The 20,855-nt window shown below is 52.5% G+C and carries 21 protein-coding genes; 12 read left to right on the top strand and 9 right to left on the bottom strand.

The window, feature by feature from the left end; translation table 11 throughout:
* Nucleotides 1-41: 41 nt before the first annotated feature.
* Together AC790_RS10125 and AC790_RS10120 are read right to left on the bottom strand one after the other, a co-directional pair.
* Nucleotides 42-1,979 carry a MacB family efflux pump subunit gene (locus AC790_RS10125; protein ID WP_049851691.1) on the bottom strand — a complete coding sequence of 646 codons (1,938 nt, stop codon included), beginning with the start codon at nt 1,977-1,979 and terminating at the stop codon, nt 42-44.
* Nucleotides 1,976-3,151: an efflux RND transporter periplasmic adaptor subunit gene (locus AC790_RS10120; protein ID WP_049851690.1), complete on the bottom strand. Its 1,176-nt coding sequence runs from the start codon at nt 3,149-3,151 to the stop codon at nt 1,976-1,978. Before AC790_RS10120 ends, AC790_RS10125 begins: the two co-directional genes overlap by 4 nt.
* A 209-nt stretch (nt 3,152-3,360) precedes the next feature.
* Here AC790_RS10120 and AC790_RS10115 point away from each other — a divergent pair, with 209 nt between their 5' ends.
* The 3 genes from AC790_RS10115 (at nt 3,361) to AC790_RS10105 (ending at nt 5,243) form a co-directional block, all read left to right on the top strand.
* Nucleotides 3,361-3,897 carry a tetratricopeptide repeat protein gene (locus tag AC790_RS10115; RefSeq protein ID WP_049851689.1) on the top strand — a complete coding sequence of 179 codons (537 nt, stop codon included), beginning with the start codon at nt 3,361-3,363 and terminating at the stop codon, nt 3,895-3,897.
* Between the two features lie 90 nt (nt 3,898-3,987).
* Nucleotides 3,988-4,440: a sigma-70 family RNA polymerase sigma factor gene (locus AC790_RS10110; protein WP_235440738.1), complete on the top strand. Its 453-nt coding sequence runs from the start codon at nt 3,988-3,990 to the stop codon at nt 4,438-4,440.
* On the top strand, nt 4,437-5,243 hold the full coding sequence (locus tag AC790_RS10105; RefSeq protein WP_049851687.1) for an anti-sigma factor: 807 nt from the start codon (nt 4,437-4,439) through the stop codon (nt 5,241-5,243). The genes AC790_RS10110 and AC790_RS10105 overlap by 4 nt, the downstream gene beginning before the upstream one ends.
* 32 nt (nt 5,244-5,275) lie before the next feature.
* On the opposite strand, the gene AC790_RS10100 is transcribed toward AC790_RS10105, so the two are convergent.
* Nucleotides 5,276-6,982, bottom strand: coding sequence for an ABC-F family ATP-binding cassette domain-containing protein (locus AC790_RS10100; protein WP_049851686.1), 1,707 nt, complete (start codon nt 6,980-6,982; stop codon nt 5,276-5,278).
* Nucleotides 6,983-7,430: 448 nt separating this feature from the next.
* Between AC790_RS10100 and AC790_RS10095 the strand changes: the two genes are divergently transcribed.
* The 3 genes from AC790_RS10095 to AC790_RS10085 all read left to right on the top strand — a co-directional run bounded on the left by AC790_RS10095 (nt 7,431) and on the right by AC790_RS10085 (nt 11,270).
* Nucleotides 7,431-8,189, top strand: a complete 759-nt coding sequence (locus tag AC790_RS10095) for a MurR/RpiR family transcriptional regulator (RefSeq protein WP_007890139.1) — start codon at nt 7,431-7,433, stop codon at nt 8,187-8,189.
* 116 nt (nt 8,190-8,305) lie between these two features.
* Nucleotides 8,306-9,814 (top strand): PTS transporter subunit EIIC, encoded by a 1,509-nt coding sequence (locus AC790_RS10090; RefSeq protein WP_049851685.1) that lies wholly within the window; start codon nt 8,306-8,308, stop codon nt 9,812-9,814.
* 19 nt (nt 9,815-9,833) lie between these two features.
* A complete protein-coding gene (locus AC790_RS10085; RefSeq protein WP_049851684.1) occupies nt 9,834-11,270 on the top strand; it encodes a 6-phospho-beta-glucosidase in 1,437 nt (478 codons plus the stop codon).
* Nucleotides 11,271-11,401: 131 nt separating this feature from the next.
* Here the strand turns inward: AC790_RS10085 and AC790_RS10080 are convergent, their stop codons facing one another.
* On the bottom strand, nt 11,402-12,088 hold the full coding sequence (locus AC790_RS10080; protein ID WP_049851729.1) for a hypothetical protein: 687 nt from the start codon (nt 12,086-12,088) through the stop codon (nt 11,402-11,404).
* A gap of 178 nt (nt 12,089-12,266) precedes the next feature.
* Between AC790_RS10080 and AC790_RS10075 the strand changes: the two genes are divergently transcribed.
* Nucleotides 12,267-12,620, top strand: coding sequence for a DUF1428 domain-containing protein (locus AC790_RS10075; RefSeq protein WP_049851683.1), 354 nt, complete (start codon nt 12,267-12,269; stop codon nt 12,618-12,620).
* 39 nt (nt 12,621-12,659) lie between these two features.
* Here the strand turns inward: AC790_RS10075 and AC790_RS10070 are convergent, their stop codons facing one another.
* On the bottom strand, nt 12,660-13,049 hold the full coding sequence (locus AC790_RS10070) for a VOC family protein (RefSeq protein ID WP_049851682.1): 390 nt from the start codon (nt 13,047-13,049) through the stop codon (nt 12,660-12,662).
* Between the two features lie 182 nt (nt 13,050-13,231).
* Between AC790_RS10070 and AC790_RS10065 the strand changes: the two genes are divergently transcribed.
* Both AC790_RS10065 and AC790_RS10060 read left to right on the top strand, forming a co-directional pair.
* A complete protein-coding gene (locus tag AC790_RS10065; protein WP_049851681.1) occupies nt 13,232-14,095 on the top strand; it encodes a substrate-binding domain-containing protein in 864 nt (287 codons plus the stop codon).
* An 18-nt stretch (nt 14,096-14,113) separates the two neighbouring features.
* Entirely contained in the window at nt 14,114-14,464 is a 351-nt protein-coding gene (locus tag AC790_RS10060; protein WP_049851680.1) for a DUF3147 family protein, read from the top strand.
* A 43-nt stretch (nt 14,465-14,507) separates the two neighbouring features.
* On the opposite strand, the gene AC790_RS10055 is transcribed toward AC790_RS10060, so the two are convergent.
* The 3 genes from AC790_RS10055 to ycgZ form a co-directional block, all read right to left on the bottom strand.
* The gene (locus AC790_RS10055; protein WP_049851679.1) at nt 14,508-15,044 is read right to left on the bottom strand and encodes a cysteine hydrolase family protein; all 537 of its coding nucleotides are present in this window, start codon (nt 15,042-15,044) and stop codon (nt 14,508-14,510) included.
* Nucleotides 15,045-15,332: 288 nt separating this feature from the next.
* Nucleotides 15,333-15,623 carry a hypothetical protein gene (locus AC790_RS10050; protein ID WP_049851678.1) on the bottom strand — a complete coding sequence of 97 codons (291 nt, stop codon included), beginning with the start codon at nt 15,621-15,623 and terminating at the stop codon, nt 15,333-15,335.
* Nucleotides 15,624-15,741: 118 nt separating this feature from the next.
* Nucleotides 15,742-15,993 (bottom strand): regulatory protein YcgZ, encoded by a 252-nt coding sequence (gene ycgZ, locus AC790_RS10045; RefSeq protein ID WP_049851677.1) that lies wholly within the window; start codon nt 15,991-15,993, stop codon nt 15,742-15,744.
* 658 nt (nt 15,994-16,651) lie between these two features.
* Here ycgZ and AC790_RS10040 point away from each other — a divergent pair.
* A complete protein-coding gene (locus tag AC790_RS10040; RefSeq protein ID WP_049851676.1) occupies nt 16,652-17,590 on the top strand; it encodes an omptin family outer membrane protease in 939 nt (312 codons plus the stop codon).
* A 94-nt stretch (nt 17,591-17,684) separates the two neighbouring features.
* Here AC790_RS10040 and AC790_RS10035 read toward each other — a convergent pair whose 3' ends face one another.
* Entirely contained in the window at nt 17,685-18,527 is an 843-nt protein-coding gene (locus tag AC790_RS10035; protein ID WP_049851675.1) for an oxidoreductase, read from the bottom strand.
* Between the two features lie 106 nt (nt 18,528-18,633).
* Here AC790_RS10035 and AC790_RS10030 point away from each other — a divergent pair, with 106 nt between their 5' ends.
* Nucleotides 18,634-19,575, top strand: a complete 942-nt coding sequence (locus tag AC790_RS10030) for an AraC family transcriptional regulator (protein WP_049851674.1) — start codon at nt 18,634-18,636, stop codon at nt 19,573-19,575.
* A gap of 54 nt (nt 19,576-19,629) precedes the next feature.
* On the top strand, nt 19,630-20,832 hold the full coding sequence (locus AC790_RS10025) for an FAD-dependent oxidoreductase (RefSeq protein WP_049851673.1): 1,203 nt from the start codon (nt 19,630-19,632) through the stop codon (nt 20,830-20,832).
* Nucleotides 20,833-20,855: the final 23 nt, after the last annotated feature.

The raw sequence follows: 20,855 nt of genomic DNA, 5'->3' as shown, positions 1-20,855 counted from the left end.
TACGAACTTGCAGGGTGCGCATTTATGCGCACCGTTTCAAATCACTCGCTCGCTAACGCCGCGACCGGATCCATCCGCGCGGCTTTGCGGGCGGGCAGATAGCCAAAAATCATGCCGATGATAGTGGAACAGGCAAACGCTGCACCCGCTGATTGCCACGAGAATATCGCGGTGATCATGCCACCTGCCAGCAAGCTGATGATAGGGCCAATCACCAACGCCAGCGCCACGCCGAGCGATCCGCCGACTAAACACACCAACACCGCTTCAATCATAAACTGCTGCATGATATCGCCGCGTCGCGCGCCCACCGCCATGCGCACGCCGATTTCATGGGTACGCTCCGTTACCGACACCAGCATAATATTCATTACGCCAATGCTGCCGATCATCAACGCAATCGAGGCCACCAGCAGAATTAACAAGGTAAGCGTTGCCGCCGCATCCTCGATGGCTTTGCGATATTTGTCGCGGTTGAACATCAGGAAATCTTTGGTGCCGTGACGTGCCGTCAGCAGTTGCGTCAGCGATTCGACAGCCGGGCCGCTGACCACATCCTCTTTTAACTTAATGCTGATGCTGGTGAGCGCGGTTTGTCCGCTGATGCGATACATCACGGTGCTCCATGGCAGCCATACGCTAAGGCGATTAGGCGACATGCCATCATTATTATCCGCCACGCCAATCACGCGCACTGGCACCGACCCCAGCACGATCATCTTGCCAACCGGACTTTCAGCCTGTTCGCCAAACAGCTTATTGCGCGTGTTGGTATCAATGATGATCTCCTGGCGCGCATGCCGTTCGTCGCTGAAGTTGCTGCCTTCCAGCAGCTTAATGCCCTGAATCTGGAAGTAGTCTTTGCCGACGCCGTACACCGAGGTTTTCGACGAGTTGGAGAGATAGCGAATCGGCTGGCTGGCGATCATCTCCGGGCTTACCGCGGCGACAAACTGCTGACGCGCGATCACTTCCGCATCCGCCATCACCAGCGTTAGCACCGGATGCGCCTCATCCTCAACGAAATCACCGCCGGCATACACCGACACCACGTTGGTGCCGAGCCCGGAAATGCTCTCGAGGGTTTTTTGCCGCGCGCCCTGGCCGAGCGCCACCACCGTCACCACCGCTGCAATGCCAAAAATAATGCCGGTCATGGTTAATGCGGTACGCAGCCGATGGGCGTTCATGGCATTCAGCGCCATGCGCAACGATTCGCGTAAGCGGTCAATCAATCCGCGCAGTTTGCTGTGACTTTTGCGGGATGCAGGGACGTAACGCGCGCGCGCGTCATCCTGTTTGCGGCCGCTATCGGCAAAAATCTCGCCATCCTGAATCTCAATAATACGATCGGCGTGCTGCGCCACTTTCATGTCGTGCGTCACGATGATCACCGTATGACCTTCGCGATTGAGATCGTGCAGGACGCGCAGCACTTCCTCGCCAGAGTGTGAATCCAGCGCGCCGGTGGGTTCATCGGCGAGGATAATTTCGGCACCGTTAATCAGCGCACGCGCAATACTCACGCGCTGCTGCTGGCCGCCGGAGAGTTCGCCCGGCTTGTGGTGTTCGCGGCCCTGTAAGCCTAAACGTGCCAGCAGATCTGCCGCACGCTGCTGGCGCGCTTTGCCCTGAAGATTGGCGTAGATAGCCGGGATTTCAACGTTACTCAACGCGCTGAGGTCCGGCATCAAGTGATAGCGCTGGAAGATAAAGCCAATATGCTCACGACGCACTTTAGCCAGCGCATCCGGCGACAAGCTGGCGGTATTCTGCCCGCCGATCAAATAGTCGCCGCTGTCCGGCGCATCCAGGCAGCCGAGAATATTCAGCAGCGTGGATTTTCCCGAACCGGACGGGCCGATGATCGCCACGAGCTCACCGCTGGCGATGCTCAGATTGATGTCTTTCAGCACATGCAGGGATTGCGAACCGTTAACATAGCTGCGCTGGATGTTTTTCAGTTCGATAATATTCACATTAGCACCTTGTCAGCGCCTGCGGTCTGGGTGGCAAGGATCACTTTTTCCCCGGCTTTTAAGCCGCTCAACACCTGAATGTCCACGCTGTCGGAAATGCCGGTGGTGATGGTGCGTTTCACCGGTTTGTTATCCTGGTCCGGGATTTCGACGTAGGTTTTGCCATCGGCATCTCTCTTCATCGCCTGCACCGGCACCAGCAAAGTGTTTTTCGCTGCATCACGCAGCAGGTTGACCTGCGCGGTCATGGAGATGCGCAGCGCATTGTCCGGGTTGGGCACATCAAGCAGGGCGTTGTAATAGACTGCGGCGTTGGTGCTGCTGCTCGGCGTGCTTTCGCTATTGCCCATCAGCGCATCATCTTTCATCACCGATTCGGGAGCCAGTTCGAGACTGCGCAGCGTGGCGTTATAGCGTTTGTCTGGATTCGAGAAGGTGGTGAACCACGCCTTTTGCCCGGGCTGCACATTATTGATATCCGCCTCGGAGATTTGCACTTTGATGGTCATGGTGCCCAGCTGCGCCAGTTTGGCGATTGTTGGCGCGGTTTGTACCGCATTAACCGTCTGACCTTGCCTGGTGACAATAGCGACCACGGTGCCATCCATCGGCGCCATGATGCGCGTATAGCCGAGATCGAGCTGCTTCTTATCAACCTCAATTTGCGCCTGAATTACGCGCGCTTTCTGCGCCGTCAGCTCCGCCTGCGCAATGCTCCAGGCTTCCGCCGCTTGATCAAAATCCTGGCGAGATACCGCATTGGTTTTAATCATCTGTTGCAGACGTTTGAATTGTGCGTCCTGCCGTAACAGCGTGGCTTCTCGCGTCGCTAAATCAGCTTGCGCCACGCTGAGTGCCGCCTGCGCATTGCGCAAATCGCTGCGCTGCGGCTGATCGTCTATCTCGGCGATCAGCTGGCCTTTAGTAACGTTATCGCCCGTCTTGATATAGAGCTTTTTTACCTGACCAGAAACCTGCGCGCCGACATTGACGCGCTCAACCGCGTCCATTTTGCCGGTTGCAGCAATGACGTTTTCGATATCGCCCTGGCGCACCACGGCGGTGACGACGGTATTCGGTTTATTGCGCGACCCAGAGAAATGCCAGATCAGTAGCAGGAGAATGACAGCAGCGAGTGCGGCTAAAAGCCACTTTTTAGAAATAGTCAGCATAAGCGTCCCTTTTATGAAGTGAGAATCATAATCACTTACGGCAATAATCAGGAGTAAATTTTCCGTTATTTTTCTGCGCCAGACGGCAGGGAAGAAAAAAAGATCATTTTTACCGAATAGAAATCACCGCTGAGTTGTTTACAGCCTATCTGAGCCACTTTTTGACTCAGAACAACCTGGCGTTGTATGCCACTCCGTGAGGAAAAATGATGAAGACGATGATGAAGTTGCGCTGGTTAGCGATGCCAGCTTTGCTGCTGGCGCTGCATGCGCCAACTGCACTGGCGATGGGCGATGACGATAGCGACAAAAAGGTTCCGGATTGCCCGAAAGGACAGGTTTATGACAGTAAATCCAAAGCATGCGTGCCGGAAAAGACCAGCATGCTGAGCGACAGCGATAAGACCAATTATGCGTATCACCTGGCGAAAAAGGGCGAATACCAGGCCGCGCTCAATCTGCTGGATACGCTGCATAATCAGAACACCAAAGAGGCGTGGAATTATCGCGGTTACGCCACGCGTAAGCTGGGACGAACCGATGAAGGCATGAGCTATTATCAGAAATCGATCGCGCTGGACCCGAAATATGCCAAAGTGCGCGAATATCTCGGCGAAGCCTGGATGATTAAAGGTCGTCCAGATTTGGCAAAGCAGCAGCTCACCATTATTAAATCGCTGTGTGGCGTGGATTGCGAAGAGTACCGCGATCTCAATGCGGCTATTCAGGGACATCCGGAAACCTGATGATCGCGACCTGCGGAGGACGAAAAAATTACCAGCACTGAAGTCCGCCAGCACTTAGCGGCACACCTGGCACGCCTGTGGCGTTACGCGATGGTGCTGTCGCGCAATCGCGATGTGGCCGAGGAGCTAGTGCAATCCACCTGCGTGCGCGCGCTGGAGCGAAGTGGCCAATACACGCCTGGCACGCGTATCGACCGCTGGCTGTTTAGCGTGCTGCACTCGGTGTGGATTAACGAACTGCGCGCGCAGCGGGTACGTGCGGGCCAGGGTTTTGTGGATAGCGATGAGCTGGTGGCAGCGGATCAGCAGGCGCTCAACGAAGAGCGCCGCCAGTACGCCAAAGTGATGCAGCGCGTGGGGCAATTACCGGAAGCGCAGCGCAACGCGGTTTTTTTGGTTTACGTCGAGGGCTTCACCTATCAGGAAGCGGCCGACACGCTGGCGGTGCCGATTGGCACCATCATGAGCCGTCTGGCAGCCGCGAGAAGTACTTTAGCCAGCGCCGTATCGGCGCGGCCTGCAGCACAGGAGAAACGTTTGTGAAGGCAGCCCGTTTTAGTTCGCCCTATGCGGATGAGGCCATCGTTGCCTGGCTGGATGGCGAGATGCGCGCGGATGAAGCGCAGACCTTTGAGAATGAGCTCAAACGTAGCGAGGCGCTGTCAGCGCGTACCGCCGAGCTGATGAAAAGCAATCAACCTTTCGCCGAGGCGTTTGCGCCGATACTGGATGAGGCGCCGCTGGAACGTATGACTTCGCGTTTGCAGCATTTGCTGGCCACCACGCCACGTGCGCCACAACCGTCGCCGTTGCAGGTTAGCCGTCGTGCGCTGATTGCCGCCTCGGTCAGTTTTTTGCTGGTGGGCAGTGGCATCGGTTTTCTGGCGCGTCCGGTGATAAAAGCTGAGCCAGGTGAAAGCGCAAAAATCCGTGAGCTGGAAGCGCAATATATGTCGCTCTACAGTGCGGAAACGCTGGCGGATGTCGACAGTTCACCGCAGGTTTTGCAGCGATCGCTGGCGCGTACCGCGCGGGATCTCGATCTGCACTTCACACCGGCGCAATTAACCTTGCCAGAAGCGGCGTTGAAAAGCGTGCGCATGTTGCGTTATGACGATGCGCTGATTAGCCAGATTGCCTGGAATCACAGCAGTTATGGCCCGATGGCACTGTGTATTTCACGCGAGGATCATCAGCAAGCAACCGATCTGATGCAGGAAAAACGCCAGGGGATGAATATTGTGTGGTGGCATCGTGCGGGCTATCAATATGTGTTGATTGGCCGCAATCCGGCGCAACAGCTGAAGAGGACGGCGGAAGCGTTAAGCCGAATGCTTATGGCATAAGGTGGCCATCGCTGGCCACCCGGGTCTACATCTTACAGATCGAGCTGGGCTTTAAGCATCGCAATCTCCTCACGCCATTGTGCCTGTAACCCAGGCTTTTGATGCTTCGGCTTGCGCGCCAGATCCTCTTCCAGCTTGCTTTCGACCTCCAGCAGCGCCAGCAGCAGGGCATCTTCATCCGTTGCCTGTGACATCTCCAGGGAATCGGCCTGAGAATTGGCAAACGTGGTTTCCGGCGGCTCAGCCCGCAGGCGTTCGGTGACCGCCGCAAAATCATGCCACTCGCTCAGTTGCCGATCCTCAATCAACCAGAAGCGGTTACAGCTGTTGGCGATTAACTGGCGATCGTGCGATACCAGTAAAACTGCACCGTCGAACTGAGTTAGCGCCTCCGCCAGCTCCTCCTTGCCCACCATATCCAGATGGTTGGTGGGTTCATCGAGCAGCAGTATCGAATAACGCGCCAATGTTAATCCAACAAACAACAGACGCGAGCGCTCCCCGCCGCTGAGTGAACCAATCAGCTGTTGATGCCGCAGATAGGGGAAACCGGCAGCGATCAGCGCCATTTTGCGCTGTTCGTCGCTGAGCGCTGCGAAATGGGTCAGCGCGTCACTCAGCGTATCCGCATCGCGCAGCTGGTGCAGACTTTGGTCGTAGTAGCCAAGTCGCGCACGCGGATGAAACAACGCGCTGTCGGTTTGCTGATATTCCCGCCACAGCTGCCGCAGCAACGATGATTTGCCCGAACCGTTGTGTCCGACAATCGCCACGCGATCGCCACTTTTCACCTGCAGCAGCGGCAGCGAAAACAGCGCAGGCGCGTCATCGGCGGGCCGAATCGACATTTCCGGCAGCGCCAGTACGCGGTCGGCCTCCAGCGCTTCACCGTGCAGCTGCCGCCGCCCCAAGGATCCTTCACTCAGCGTGGTTTGCGCCTCTTTCAACCAACTGGCGCGCTTCTCCATTTGCTGAGCTTTGCGTGACAAACCTTCGTTATCGTAAGTGCGTCCCCAAATCGCCAGACGTTTGGCGCTTTTCTCGACGCGATCGATCTCCTTCTGCTCAGCCTGAAAGCGTTGCGCGTCGGCTGCATCTTGTTCAAGTAACGCCTGACGTGCGGCCGTGCAGGGCAGACGGAAGTATTGCAGTCCCTTATCACGCAGAATCCAGCTGCAGTTAGTAACGCGATCCAGCAAGGTGCTGTCATGCGAAACCAGCACAAAACTGCCGCTCCAACGGGTAAGAAAGTTTTCCAGCCATAGCAGTGTTGGCAGGTCAAGGTGGTTGCTGGGTTCATCCAGTAGCAGCAGATCCGGCTGGAGGACCAGCGCCCGCGCCAGCAGCAAATGCATATGCTGGCCGCCGCTCAGCGTGGCGACGGTTTGTAACTGTTGCTGCTCACTAAAACCGAGGCTGCCGAGTAGCGCTTCGGCGCGCCAGCCATCGCGCTGTTCTGGCAAACGCGCCATTACGGCATCGAGCAGTGAAGCAGTATGCAGTTCAGCAGGCAGATGCTGCTCAATACGCGCCAGCAAACAGTGGTTGGCTTGGGTAATGCTGCCGTGGCTGGCTGCCAGTTCGCCGCTGAGGATTTTTAGCAAGGTGCTTTTGCCGGTGCCGTTATCACCCAGCAAACCGATGCGGTCGCCTTTTTTCAGGCTGAAATGGATATCGTGAAACAGGGCACCGAAGGCGTTATCGAAGCCGACAGCGTGGGCGGAAAGTAGAGTGCTCATGTGCTTACTCATAAGTTGCAGGCGCAAAAAAGCCTGACGTCATAGAAAAGCTGACGACAACCCAGAGAGTAAAGATATTCAGACAACTTCGCTCAGGGCGGATTATCGCAGCACGAGTGCGGCAATGCCTGAGCGCGGCCAATTACTATAGAAGTGTGAGTAAATAAACAATTCACACGGCAGCATAGTAATCCTCCTTAGTTATCAGTAAGTGAAAAGATGGGCCGATGATAACGGGGCTGTAACCTGTTTTCCAGTGCCATAACTTCTTTGTGAGTCATTAAGCATGAGGCTTCTCGCGCCGTCCTTGCGCCGAAATGTGCTAACTATCACATTTAATGAAATTTCTTTTTGGTGAGCATGACGCTTTCAGCGTTAAAGGCGGTAGATATGTCACGCTTTGTGACATGATAGGCAACATAATTGTCGCATCAGGATATTTAAATAAATGTTCGACGCCAGAAAACTCTCTCAGCTAAACGCGCTTGAAAGTAGCGTGCACAACTATATTATCAAGAACATTAACGCGGTTATTTATATGACGATACGGGAGTTGGCAGATAATTCTGGTGTCTCTACCGCGACGGTTCTGCGATTCTGTAAAAAAATGGATTTCAAAGGTTACTCGGAACTTAAAGCGAGTATGAAGTTGCAGTTGCGCAAAAACAGCACCTTACTTATTCCTCATGGTGCTGAAGAAATAATGACGTTCTTTAAAAGCATTAGAAACGATGAGTTTGAAGAGCTGATTACCCATGCGGCAGGACACATTCGTGATGCCGAGCGGGTGTTCTTTGCCGGCGCAGGCAGCTCCGGGACGCTTGGCAGGTATGGTGCACGTTTTTTCTCAAATATTGGCAAGTTCAGTAATCACATTGATGATCCCTATTATCCGGTGAGTACCGATATGGTACAGAGTTCAGTGGCCATCGTGCTCTCCGTTTCCGGCGAAACCCCTGAAATTTTGAAGCTTGCCCGACAGTTTGTTATTCATAAGTGCAAAGTTATTGCTATTACCTGTAAGGCTGATTCAACCTTGGCGAAGCTGTCAGACTTTATTATTCCCTATCACGTGTCGCGCATTTTGGTTGACAATGAATACGATATTACGACGCAGGTTCCGGTTATTTTTATTCTTGAATCCATTGGTCGAAAATTAGTGGTAAATAATGTCAGTGAGCTGTCACGTGGTGTGACATTTTTGTAATTAAAGACCCGCAAAAACATATTGTGACCAGGTGACATTGCCGAAGCGTTTTTCTAACATTGCCGGATTAGTTCGCTCCTGATGGGCAAATTTCCCTCTGGCAATGGAAAAATAACATGGCAATAAATTATGCGGATTCTGCGAAAGAGATCGTAAGACTGATTGGTGGCGATAATAATGTGATAAGTATCACGCACTGTGCCACGCGTCTGAGATTTGTGCTTAAAGATTATTCTCAGGTTGAAGTCGAATCACTGAAGCGGGTAAAAGGGGTGATTACCGCCATGCAGGCTAGCGGCCAGATGCAGGTGGTGATAGGTAATCACGTCGGTGATGCTTACCGCGAGGTTCAGAATTTACTCACCATTGATGAAAATGCTGCGGTAGAGCCTCCCAACGTGGGCATTGTCAGCCGCATCATGGATATTATCTCCAGCATATTCGCGCCTTTTCTTTATCCGCTGGCCGCCTGTGGTGTGTTGCAGGGCATTATTTCACTTCTTACCGCCATCGACGTAATGGATCCAGCGGGTGGCACCTATCGCATCCTTAATTATGTTTCCTGGACCGGCTTTACCTTCCTTCCGGTAATGGTTGCTTTTACGGCGGCAAAAAAATTCAATGTAAATCCGTTCACGGCAGTGATTTCCGCCTGTGCGCTGGTGTCGCCGGATTACCTGAATATGTTGACGGCTAACAAAATCCTGACAGCTAACTCGGCCGATCCCACAGTGCAGGCGTTAATGAAGAGCGCGGTGGAAAATCCCGCCATCTCCAGGGTGCTGGTTGAGATTGCCGGCATTCCACTTGATGCCGCACCGCTGACCTTTATGGGGTTGCCGGTGCAGTATCTGAGTTATACCTCGTCCGTTATCCCGATCATTTTGATGGTCTGGGGCATGTCTTATGTTCAGCGTTTCTTTGAGCGTGTCCTTCCCCTGGTGATCAGAAACCTGTTCACGCCAATGTTCTGCATCGCCATCATGGTGCCGCTGACGCTGCTGGCATTTGGTCCCATCGGCAACATGATTGGTGGCGCTATCGGCGGGGTCTATAACACCCTTTATCACCTGAGCCCCGCTATTGCTGGATTTGTTGTGGGTGCCCTGTGGATGCCTCTGGTGACGTTAGGCGTGCACTGGGGGATCACGCCCGTTACCGTCGGGAACTACGCAACCTTGGGGTACGACACCTTTACTGGACTGCAAGCTTCCGCGGTATTTGGCATGGCGGGCGCGGTACTGGGTGTCTATCTGAAAGCGAAGGATGCTGAGCTTAAGCGTATGGCGTTATCGGCGGGCGTGACCGCACTGTTTGGCATAACCGAACCCGCCATCTATGGTGTTGCACTGCGCCTTAAGCGGCCGATGATTTGTGGCTGCCTGGCCGGTGCTGCTGGCGGCGTCATTGCCGGAGCCTTCAACGCGGTGTCCTGGAGCTACTGTATCCCTGGCATTGCCGTTCTACCGGTGTTCTTCAAAGAAGGGCATATGACGCAGTTTCTCGGATTCCTGGTATCGATAGTCGTGGCATTCATGCTGGGCATTCTGTTTACCTGGGTGGCAGGATTCAAAGAACAGAGCGAAGCAGACGTTCGCGCCATGCCTCAGCCAGGCACCATCTGAATTAATTGAGAGAGTGAATATGAATAACCCATTTCCGAACAATTTCATGTGGGGCGGCGCGGTTGCGGCTCATCAGGTTGAGGGCGCCTGGAATCAGGGGGGGAAAGGCCCGAGCATCGTCGATGTTCTAACCAGCGGGGCGCACGGCGTTGAGCGCATCATCACTGACGGTGTGCAGGAAGGCTACCGGTATGCGAATCACGAGGCAGTAGACTTTTACCATCACTATCGTGAAGACATCGCGCTGCTGGCCGAAATGGGCTTCCGCTGCTTTCGTACATCGATTGCCTGGTCGCGTATTTTCCCCCGCGGCGATGAATCAGAGCCGAACGAAGAGGGGCTGCGTTTTTACGACGCATTATTTGATGAACTATTAAAATATGGGATAGAGCCGGTCATTACGCTGTCCCATTTTGAAATGCCCAATTTGCTGGTAACCGAATATGGCGGCTGGAAAAATCGAAAGGTAGTAGACTTTTTCGTGCACTTCAGTGAGGTAGTGATTAAGCGCTTCCAGCACAAAGTAAAATACTGGATGACCTTCAACGAAATTAATAATCAGCGCAACTGGAAAACCCCGCTTTTCGGCTACTGCTGCTCTGGGGTTATTTTTACCCAGGAGCCAAATCCCGAAGAGTGCATGTATCAGGTTCTGCACCATCAATTTGTCGCCAGTGCGCAGGTGGTGAAGCTGGGTCACGACATCAATCCTGAACTGCAAATTGGCTGCATGATTGCGATGGTGCCGCTGTATCCATTCTCCTGTCATCCGGATGACGTCATGTATGCGCAGGAAGCCATGCGGGAACGCTTCCTGTTCAGTGATGTTCATATGCGCGGTCATTATCCGGCTTATATTCTTAACGAGTGGCAGCGTAAGGGATACCACATTGTCATGGAGCCCGGTGATGCGCAAATCCTGCGTGAGGGATGTGCCGATTATATCGGGCTGAGTTATTACATGAGTAATGCCGTCAGCAAAGAAAATGCCGGCAGCGGTACGGCACTGTCTGGATTTGAGGGCAGCGTGCCGAACCCGCATGTCAAAGCCTCGGACTGGGGTTGGCAGATCGATCCAGTCGGACTGCGTTATGTTCTGAATATTCTCTACGAACGTTACGAAAAACCGCTGTTTATTGTGGAAAACGGATTTGGTGCAGTCGATCAGATAAATGAAAAGGGCGAGGTCAATGACGACTATCGCATTGACTATTTGCGTGCTCACATCGAGCAGATGAAGCGAGCCGTGACGGAAGACGGCGTTGATCTGATGGGATATACGCCCTGGGGATGTATTGACTGTGTCTCTTTCACTACCGGGCAATACAGCAAGCGCTATGGCTTCATTTACGTCAATAAAAATGATGATGGCAGCGGTGATTTTTCGCGTTTGAAAAAGAAAAGCTTTGACTGGTATCGTCGGGTGATTGCCAGCAATGGCAGTGAGCTCAGTTAAGGTATGACTACTGATATGACTTGATGCACGCATCGTAGCGGCGCTGTTTATTACGCGATAAATAGCGCCGCTATAAACGTTTTTAACCGGTCTGCATTCGGCCTGTTATGCCTCGATTAGAAGCAGACGATTTAAGGCTTTTCTTTCTCATCTTCTGCCGGAATCAGCGGCTCATCAATCGCGATGGATGAATTCGATTTCAGCAGCTGAATATCCAGAATCACGTAAGTCATGGTGGTGATAAACAGTGAAATCACGCTGCCAATCACGCCGCTGGTGGTAAAGGTGAAATAGTTGTACATCACCACCCAGGTCACGCAAATAAACAGTGCCAGCGCCACGTTAATCGCCGAGTGCGAATAGTTGGTGGTTCGCGCACCCATCTCATTAATCTGCCGGCTGAGATTCACGCCGCTGTATTTCTCCAGCGTAAAAATACCTTGCTCCCAATTACGCAGCCGACGTGCACCGCTGCGGGTGAGAAATAGATAGAGCAACGATATAAACAAGCCGGAGAACGCGATCAGCACCGGCACTGCTTCCAGCGCGTAGGCAAGGCTTTTATGGCTGGAAACCTGCGGGGTAAGGTCCAGCGTTAATGAGGCGCCTAGTGCGGCATACAAAAAAACGAACAACAGCAGAAACAGCGCGTTGCGCTTCCAGTCGAGGTCGGCTTCATGATTCTTTTGCTGACGTGCATTGTTGAGCGCCTGGTGTAACTGCGTTGCATGGGGTGATGCGGTGTCAATATTGTCAATCTCTTCACCCAATAAGCGGTGAATAAACGGCTGATCGGCCGGTTCAAGGGTAATGCGCATAAATTTCTCGCTGAGGTAACGATCAAAGGCGTCAGTGTAACGTAATTCGTCAGGCGCGCGCAGAATCTGCGAGTAAGTGCGCAATTTTGCATCTCAACATCGGCTGTTGTTGCACATCATTTATACAATTACTGTGCGGTTATTACTGACCGCGTAAATGACGACGGAGTAACAAGCTATGTCGTACGTTGATGGTTTTGTCGTAGCGGTGCCGGAAGCGAATAAGGAGGATTATCGCGCCATGGCGGCCAAAGCCGCGCCGCTGTTTAAGGAGTTCGGCGCCACGCGTATCGTCGAGTGCTGGGCGGATGATGTGCCTGAAGGTACGCAGACCGATTTCTATCGTGCGGTGAAAGCTGAGGCGGGCGAAACGGTGGTGTTTAGCTGGATTGAGTATGCGTCGAAAGAGGTGCGCGACGCCGCCAACGGCAAAATGATGTCCGATCCGCGCATGAAAGCGCTGGGTGAAAATATGCCTTTCGATGGCAAACGCATGATTTATGGCGGCTTTGCGATATTGCTGGAGGAGTAGCTGTCAGGTGCGCATTGTTGCGCACCTGAATGTTACCGATCACGGCCATTGCTGACACTGGATCACCGTGCGATAGCCATCGTGATCCTGGAAAGTTTGGCCTTGCTGTTCCCAATAGGGATTAAAGGATGTAACGCGCGTAAAGCCGGCGGCGATCATGCTCTGGCAAATACGCTGCCATTCACTTTTTTCTGGCAGATAAAACACCAATAAATCCTCTTCTGAGGGGCGCGGCTCCACGGGATGTGCACTGCAGAGGGTAAATTCCAGATGCCACGGTACGCCCGGTTGTCCCAGCATTATGCCGCTAAACCCGGCGTGGTCTTCAAACGATCCTATCTCGGTCAAACCTAATCCGCGACAGTACATCTCCCGGCTTCGCGCCAGTTCGGTAACGGGTCTGGCAACGCGCATAACGGGTGCATTCATGTTTATCTCTCCATTTAACCAGGCTGTTCCTCTATTTACTGTAGCGGCTGAATACGGGCGATGGCGCAATGCGTGCTCATCGCAGCGGTGATTGGCGATAGCAGATTATTCGGGTAACGTGGAATGCTTATCTACCTACCTACAAATAATCACCGCACGCTAAGTTGCAGGAGAGTCAGTCCATGTCCGTTAATTTCCCTATCGTCGGCATTGTCAGCGATGAATTCATCAATCCAAATAGTGTAAAGCTGCTGAATGAGGTGACGCGTCAGCTTAATGAGCGTGGTTTTATCACTGTGCTACTGAATGTGACTTCACGCGAAAGCTATCAACAAACTTTGCGCAATCTGGCACCGCTTAACATTGGCGGGTTGGTATTTCTGACGTCGCTGTTTGCCGATGAACTCAGCGTAGCAGCGGATATTCTGCCGCAGGTGGCGACGGTGCATCTGTGCCACAGCGCCAGTAGCGATGCCAACGTGGTGATTGCCGATGGTTATGATGCGGGCGCAGAGATGGGATCATTGCTGTTATCGCAAGGACATCAACGCTTTGGTTTTATGCATAGCCAGCAGAATGCGACGCCAGCGCGCCAGATGCTGGGCTTTGCCGCCAGCCTGCAAGCCGAACAGAAGGCGTTGCAGGTTCAGCTCAGCGCCGGAAATAACGATCGCGAAATGGCCTATCAGGCGATGATGGCATATTTGAAAAAAACGCGTGCTGCCGAGCGCATTAATGCGTTGTTCTGTGAAAGTGACGTGCTGGCGTTTGGCGCGTTACAAGCGGTGCGCGATTTCGCACAGGGCGCACATGTCGCGGTGGTGGGGTTTGATGATGTCGATGAAGCGCGCGCCTCGACCTGGCATCTGACCAGCTGGGCGCAGCGCCGTGATCTGCTGGTGGCCGAAGCGCTCAATCGTCTGCTGGATAACCGAAGCGATGACAGCAATGCGTGGCAGCAGGGTGAATTGCAGGTGCGTCATTCGCATCATGGTAAACATGTGCCGGGCGAAATGTCGCAATGCGGCTGCGCGATTCGTCATTAATGCAGCAAGGATAACGGGATGTTATGGCTTCTCGCCAAATACGCCATCACGGCGGGCATGGTGGTATTGATTTCTGAAGTGGCAAAACGTAGCGATCGGCTCGGCGGACTGATTGCCGCTCTGCCATTAGTCACGGTTCTGGTGCTGATATGGATGAAGCTGGAAGGGCAGAGTCAGGCCAAAATCGCCAGCCATGCGTGGTACACCTTCTGGTATGTGGTGCCGACATTGCCGATGTTTATCGCCTTCCCATTTCTGTATCAGCGCTGGGGATTTTGGCCCACGCTGGTGGCGAGTTGTCTGCTGACCATCCTGTTATTTGTTCTGTGGGCGATACTACTTAAACGCTTTGGCATTGAGCTCATGTAGTTATGGAACAAAAAAAGAGGGTGTTAGCCCTCTTTGTTAGCACTCAGAAAATATACTCTGCACTCTTAGCCAGCTTTACAAATGGCCCAGCCAGGGTTTGATTATGGTGCGCAACAATTTGCTCTGCACTTAGCAGGCCGCTATCGACAGAAGTATGCCCATCCTCAATCAGCACTACGCGAAACCCTAAATCTGCTGCAGCACGACAGGTGGTATCCACACAATATTCACTCTTCATCCCAACGATGGCCACTTCTTCAACGCCGGCGTGTTTCATCGCTGTCAGCAGTTCAGTATCACGAAAACAGTTAGGGTATTTTTTCACAAATACCCGGTGGCGATCCGCCTCGTAGTGCAACTCAGGAATCAGCTGGGTTAACGGACTGCTCTCGGCGAAGGGCGAGCCTTCTGGGCCGGTGTGGCGAGCGAGAAAAATCGGCGCATCGGCGGTGTCGGCACGATCGATAAGTTGATTGATGTTGGCTAACACCGATGCTGCAGCAAACGGCGCTTGCGGGCCATGAAATAACCCTTGCTGCATATCAATAATCAACAGTGCTTTGGAATGGGGTTGCTGCATGATGCGTCTCCTTTCTGCATGCTATGAACGGAGACTATTCCCCGTTCTTCAACTGACGGGGCTGGGGAATCTGAAAGCTTATGTCTTCGCCACAGAAACACGCACGCCGCCGCCATAAGCGGTGGTGGTGGTGCTTGTTGTGGTTAATGCGTTGAAATAAGACATAAAAGCTCACAAGAGAGAGTGCGAACCCTGAATCTAACAGAGTTCGGTGAGAAAACAAGACGGATTTTGACTGCGTATTGTAAGGAAAGGATGACGTTAGCAGGCCGTCATCCCGCCGATAAATTAATGCTTGGTGCCGTTACCGGAGCCATCGCGGTTGCGGAAAATGTGGGTGACGTTATCGGTATCTTTAAGCGCCACACCGCTCTGCTGGGGCACGTCGATATGGTGCATCACTTCCGTCATCGCGCGGCTGAGCGCGGCCTGCCGCGGCGGATCACGTTCGAGTGACGCCATAATCCGCAGTTTATCAAGCAGGGCGCGGGTAGAAACTGGCCCGGATTTTTTCAGCAGCTGTAAAATTGCATCGCCCATGATGATGTCGGTGAGTCGTTCTTCATCACTTCTGTACATAGATACTCTCTGGTTATCGCGGCTGACCTTTGGCAGATAACAAAGTGGATTCAGTCTAACGCGACAAGTCTAATGAGGCGGAAACCACTTGGTTAATTTCAGGTTGGCAGCGCCTGTTTTACGATTCACGTTCTACGGAAAACATCAGCCCAATTAATTGCTGATAGTGAATTTCTGCTTCCGTACCTCGCGCCTGCTCCATGCGGCAAAGCAATTTAGTACAGAGCGTTTTGCGGCTTAGCGTCCGTCCAGAACGCAGGATTTCAACCACAATCTGTCCTAAGGTTTCCTGTTGCGAAGGCAATGAAGCTTCTTTGAAGTAGCGTGCAATAGCCTGTGACGCCGAAGAAGAGTTACGATCCTGACGCATGGTTCCATCCTTCAAGGTTAACGTGTGACCTTTGTGCCCAGTAAAGTTATACAAAATAAATTAATCTGTACAGGAATATGGAGAATCATTTTGGCGTGGATTTGGCCAAAAGTGCTAACTTATTGTTAACAACAGCTTATCCATTACTGGCTCCAAAGGCGCAAAGTCTTGCCAACGATGTGAAAGAATCCAGCTTCTAAAGAGAGTATCGAGCAGATAAAATTGCACTTAAGGCTCAGGTTGAAAATATTTCACGATGGTGGATTGAACTTATTTTTTTTGTGTGAAAATTATGCAATATAAAATTAACTCAAATTTATGCGCGCAATAAGCCAATGTGGCATCCGGATTAAATTGAGTTAAGTTAATTAATTCGCTGCAAGAATAAATGAGCGCTGCTACTGATACGGCGGTGCGGGTTTATTTTCTCCGAAAGTTTGTAGAATCGGCCAATCTTGATCGCCTGACTGCCTATTCTTCGCCATGGCTGAAAGCGCAATCAGCCATTATCGACCGCCTTGCCAGATTCATTAATTAATTTTCGTAAACTCTTAATGCTATTATTTTAGCGATAAATTTACACTTGCCTGACAATTTCCTGCGCTTTAGTCTGTGCCCGCAGTTTAGGGATTAATTTAATTTCAGCACGGGATAAATAATGAAAAAGAGTACTGTTGCGGTATTGATGATGGCCGCACTTTCAGGAACGGCGTCTGCCGCTTCTGCAGATTTCGCACCAAACTTCTCCTCTGACAGCATAAGTGTGGCAACATCAGTCGGGATGTTGGGTGGCAAATCGAAAGAGCTGGTTTATGACGCCAGTAACGGGCGTAAAATTAGCCAGCTTGACTGGAAAATTAAAAACGTCGCCATTCTTAAAGGCGATTTTTCATGGGATGCGTTCTCTTTCCTGACCCTGAACGCGCGTGGCTGGACGTCGCTGGCATCAGGTTCTGGCCACATGGATGATTACGATTGGCAGAACAGCAACCAGTCTAGCTGGACCGATCACTCTTCGCATCCAAACACCGATTTGAACCATGCCAACGAATATGATCTGAATGTTAAGGGTTGGTTCCTGCAGGATGATGCTTATAAAATTGGTGCGGTAGCCGGTTATCAAGAAACTCGCTTTAGCTGGACGGCGTATGGCGGTTCTTATGATTACGATAACGGCAATTTCGTGGGTAATTTCCCGAACGGCTCGCGCGGTATTGGTTATAGCCAGCGCTTCTCCATGCCTTATGTCGGTCTGGTTGGTCGCTACCGTATTAATGATTTCGAATTTAATGCGCTGTTAAAATTCAGTGATTGGGTACGCGCGCATGATAATGACGAACACTATATGCGTGATTTGACTTTCCGTGAGAAGACTTCGAATTCGCGTTATTACGGTGCCACGGTCGATGCGGGTTATTATGTGACCACTAATGCGAAAGTATTTGCCGAATTTAGCTACAGCAAATATGAAGAAGGCAAAGGCGGCACTCAGGTTATTGATACCACCAGCGGTCAATCAGCGTCATTTGGCGGCGATGCAGCCGGTATTTCTAACAAAAACTATACTGTGACGGTGGGTTTGCAATATCGCTTCTAATAATGAAGCCGTAAAGTCTAACTTGCTTAAATAGCGTCAGGCATAGCGAAGGATGATCCATTATGGATAATCCACGCTATGCCTTAATTTTTAATTAGCCGTTGTGACCATCAGTCGAGCGCGTTAGCGCTTCCCAGTGGTCAATCTCTTCGCTATACGCCTGCAGTTTCTGTCGTACCAAGCCCAATGCATCGCTGCCCAGCAACAGATGCGCAGGCGGATGATTGCTTTCGATCAGTTGCAGCAGGGCATTTGCCGCTTTAAGCGGATCGCCCAGTTGTTTACCGTTTTTTTCCTCACGCGCCTGGCGAATAGGATCAAACAGCGCATCATAGTCAGCGATGCTGCGCGCGCTGCGAACCATCGAACGCCCGGCCCAGTCGGTCCGAAACGATCCGGGTGCGACAGCGGTCACATGGATGTTAAAGGGCGCCAGCTCTTTGCTCAGGGTTTCCGAGATACCTTCCAGCGCAAATTTGCTGCCGCAGTAGTAGCTGATGCCGGGCATGGTAATAAAACCGCCCATCGATGTGATGTTGATGATATGTCCCCGACGTCGCTCACGCATGAATGGCAACACCGCTTTGGTCATCGCCACCGCGCCAAACACGTTAACGTCAAACTGGCGACGCATCTCATCCAGTGAGGACTCTTCCATTACGCCTTCATGCCCATAACCGGCATTATTTACCAGCACATCAATTGGGCCGAGATTGGCCTCAATATCGTTGATCACATCCGCAATCGCTGCGAAATGGGTGACGTCTAATTGATAAGCGTAAGCATTTTCCGCATGCAGAGCTGTAAACTCCGCTTTGGCAGCCGCATTTCGCACCGTGCCAACCACCTGATAGCTACGGCTTAGTGCGACCTCGGCCAACGCGCGGCCAAATCCGCTGCTTACGCCGGTAATCAATAACGTTTTTAATCTAGACATTTGCCGAACTCCGCGAAAAAGTGGAAGATGCATAATATTCTCGGGATGTTAGGTCGGTAAGGCCTTATCTGCTTTAATTGTTGCCTAATCTTATGAGTGAGCGGTTATGACGTTGAAGCCGAGTTTACAGCAGCAGACGGTCGATCTGCTCAAAAGGTTAGCGCCGCATGAGGGATACAACCTCACCGCATTGCCCGGTGTGCGCCTGCTGCGTTCCGACCGCCCGCTGGCGCGCACGCCGGTGCTGTACGATCCCGGCATCGTGATTGTCTGTCAGGGCACCAAGCGCGGTTTCTTTGGCGATCAGGTTTATCTTTATGATGAGCAACACTATCTGGCGGTTTCCGTGCCGGTGCCTTTTACCATGGAAACCGCCGCATCCGCAGAGCATCCGTTGCTGGCGATCTACATGCATCTGGACTTCAACGTCGCGACTGAATTAATGCTGCAGCTGGAACAGCAGGATGTGGCGTTCGCGGCGCAAGCGGCGCAGAGCATGATGTCGAGTCCGATGGATGAGACGTTACGCGCCACCGTGCTGCGATTTCTCACCGCGTTAAACCATCCGTTAGATGCACACATGCTCGGTCCCTCGCTGGTCCGTGAACTCTATTATCGCGTGTTAACCGGTCCTCAGGGCAGCGCGCTGCGATCGGCTCTGACGTTACAAGGGCAGTTTGGCAAAGTGGGCAGAGCGCTCAGCCATATTCATGCGCACTATGCTCAGCCATTGACGCTGGGCCAGCTCGCGGCAGTGGCCAGCATGAGCGTGCCAACCTTTCACACCCATTTCAAAAACATCACCCATCAACCGCCAATGCAGTATGTGAAATCGGTGCGTTTACATCAGGCGAGAATGTTGATGGTACGTCAGGAGATGACAGCCGCTGCGGCCTGCCACGCCGTAGGTTATGAGAGCGCTTCGCAGTTTAATCGCGAATTCAAACGGCTGTTTGGTTTGCCGCCAGCGGAAGAGATAAGACGTATGCAGCGTAATTTTGCCGTGCCACCCGCACATCAGGCTTCACCGTTTGTTTCATCACATTAAAATCAGCGTATGCTATAAATGATAACCATTATCATTTTTGAACCGAGGTAGACGATGCAGGCAGTACAGGGAGAGGAGTTGCAGGCGGATTGTTGTATCGTCGGCGGCGGTCCAGCCGGTTTAATGCTGGGCTATCTTCTGGCGCGCGCTGGACTTCGCGCGGTGGTCATTGAAAAGCATCCTGATTTTCTGCGCGATTTTCGCGGTGACACCATTCATCCCTCAACGCTGGAAATTATGCGGCAGCTCGGCCTGCTGGATGCGTTGCTGGCGTTGCCACATCAACGGGCGGAGAAGCTACAGGCAGAAGTCGCCGGTGAGGAGATCACCATGGCTGATTTTTCACGTTTACCGGTACAGTGCCGCTTTATCGCTTTTATGCCGCAGTGGGATTTCCTCAACTTCCTTGCCGCAAAGGCGGCACAGTTTCCGGGCTTTACGCTGCTGCAATCCACCGAATTTGACGAGTTACTGTATGAAAAGGGGGTGGTTTGCGGCGTGAAAACGTTACAGGGTAACGAAACAACGATCATCCGCACCGCGTTGGTGATTGGTGCCGACGGACGGAATTCTCAGGTCAAAGCCAAAGCCGGATTGACCGGTAAAAGCTTTGGATCGCCGCGTGATGTGCTGTGGTTTCGGCTGGAGAAACAGCCGGACGATCCGCAGTTGGGCATGGGCCATAAAGGGCCGAAGCAAAACTTCATCGTCATCGATCGCGGTGATTACTGGCAGTGCGGTTACACCATTCAGAAAAACCAATTCGATGAGCTTAAGCTGGCGGGCTTGGCTGCGTTGAAAAGCAGCATTGCGGAAGTTGCACCCTTTAGCGCAGAACGCATGGCGGAAGTGGATGCGTGGGAGAAGCTCAAGTTGTTGTCGATACGTATCGACCGCCTTGACCACTGGATGAAGCCTGGGGTGCTTTGCATCGGCGATGCGGCACACGCGATGTCACCGATTGGTGGCGTTGGCGTCAATCTGGCGATTCAGGATGCGGTCGCCGCTGCGAACATGCTGACGAGGCCGCTTCAGCAGGGCAAGGTCACACTGCGCGATCTGCAAAAAGTGCAGCAGCGCCGCCAGTTCCCGACGGTTGCCACGCAATTTCTGCAGATCAAGATGAGCAGCAACAAACGTAAGCGCAGTACGCCGAGTAAAGTTCCGCAGATTATCGGGCGCTTTCCGTTTTTGCGTCATCTGTTTGGCCGCTTAATTGGTCTGGGATTCCGTACTGAGAAACCCAAATATTTATAATGCGCAAAAAAAAAGCCCGCAAA

It is taken from the genome of Pantoea sp. RIT-PI-b (assembly GCF_001187905.1).
Classification (GTDB): domain Bacteria; phylum Pseudomonadota; class Gammaproteobacteria; order Enterobacterales; family Enterobacteriaceae; genus Pantoea; species Pantoea nemavictus.
This window is presented reverse-complemented; position numbering and strand designations above follow the sequence as displayed.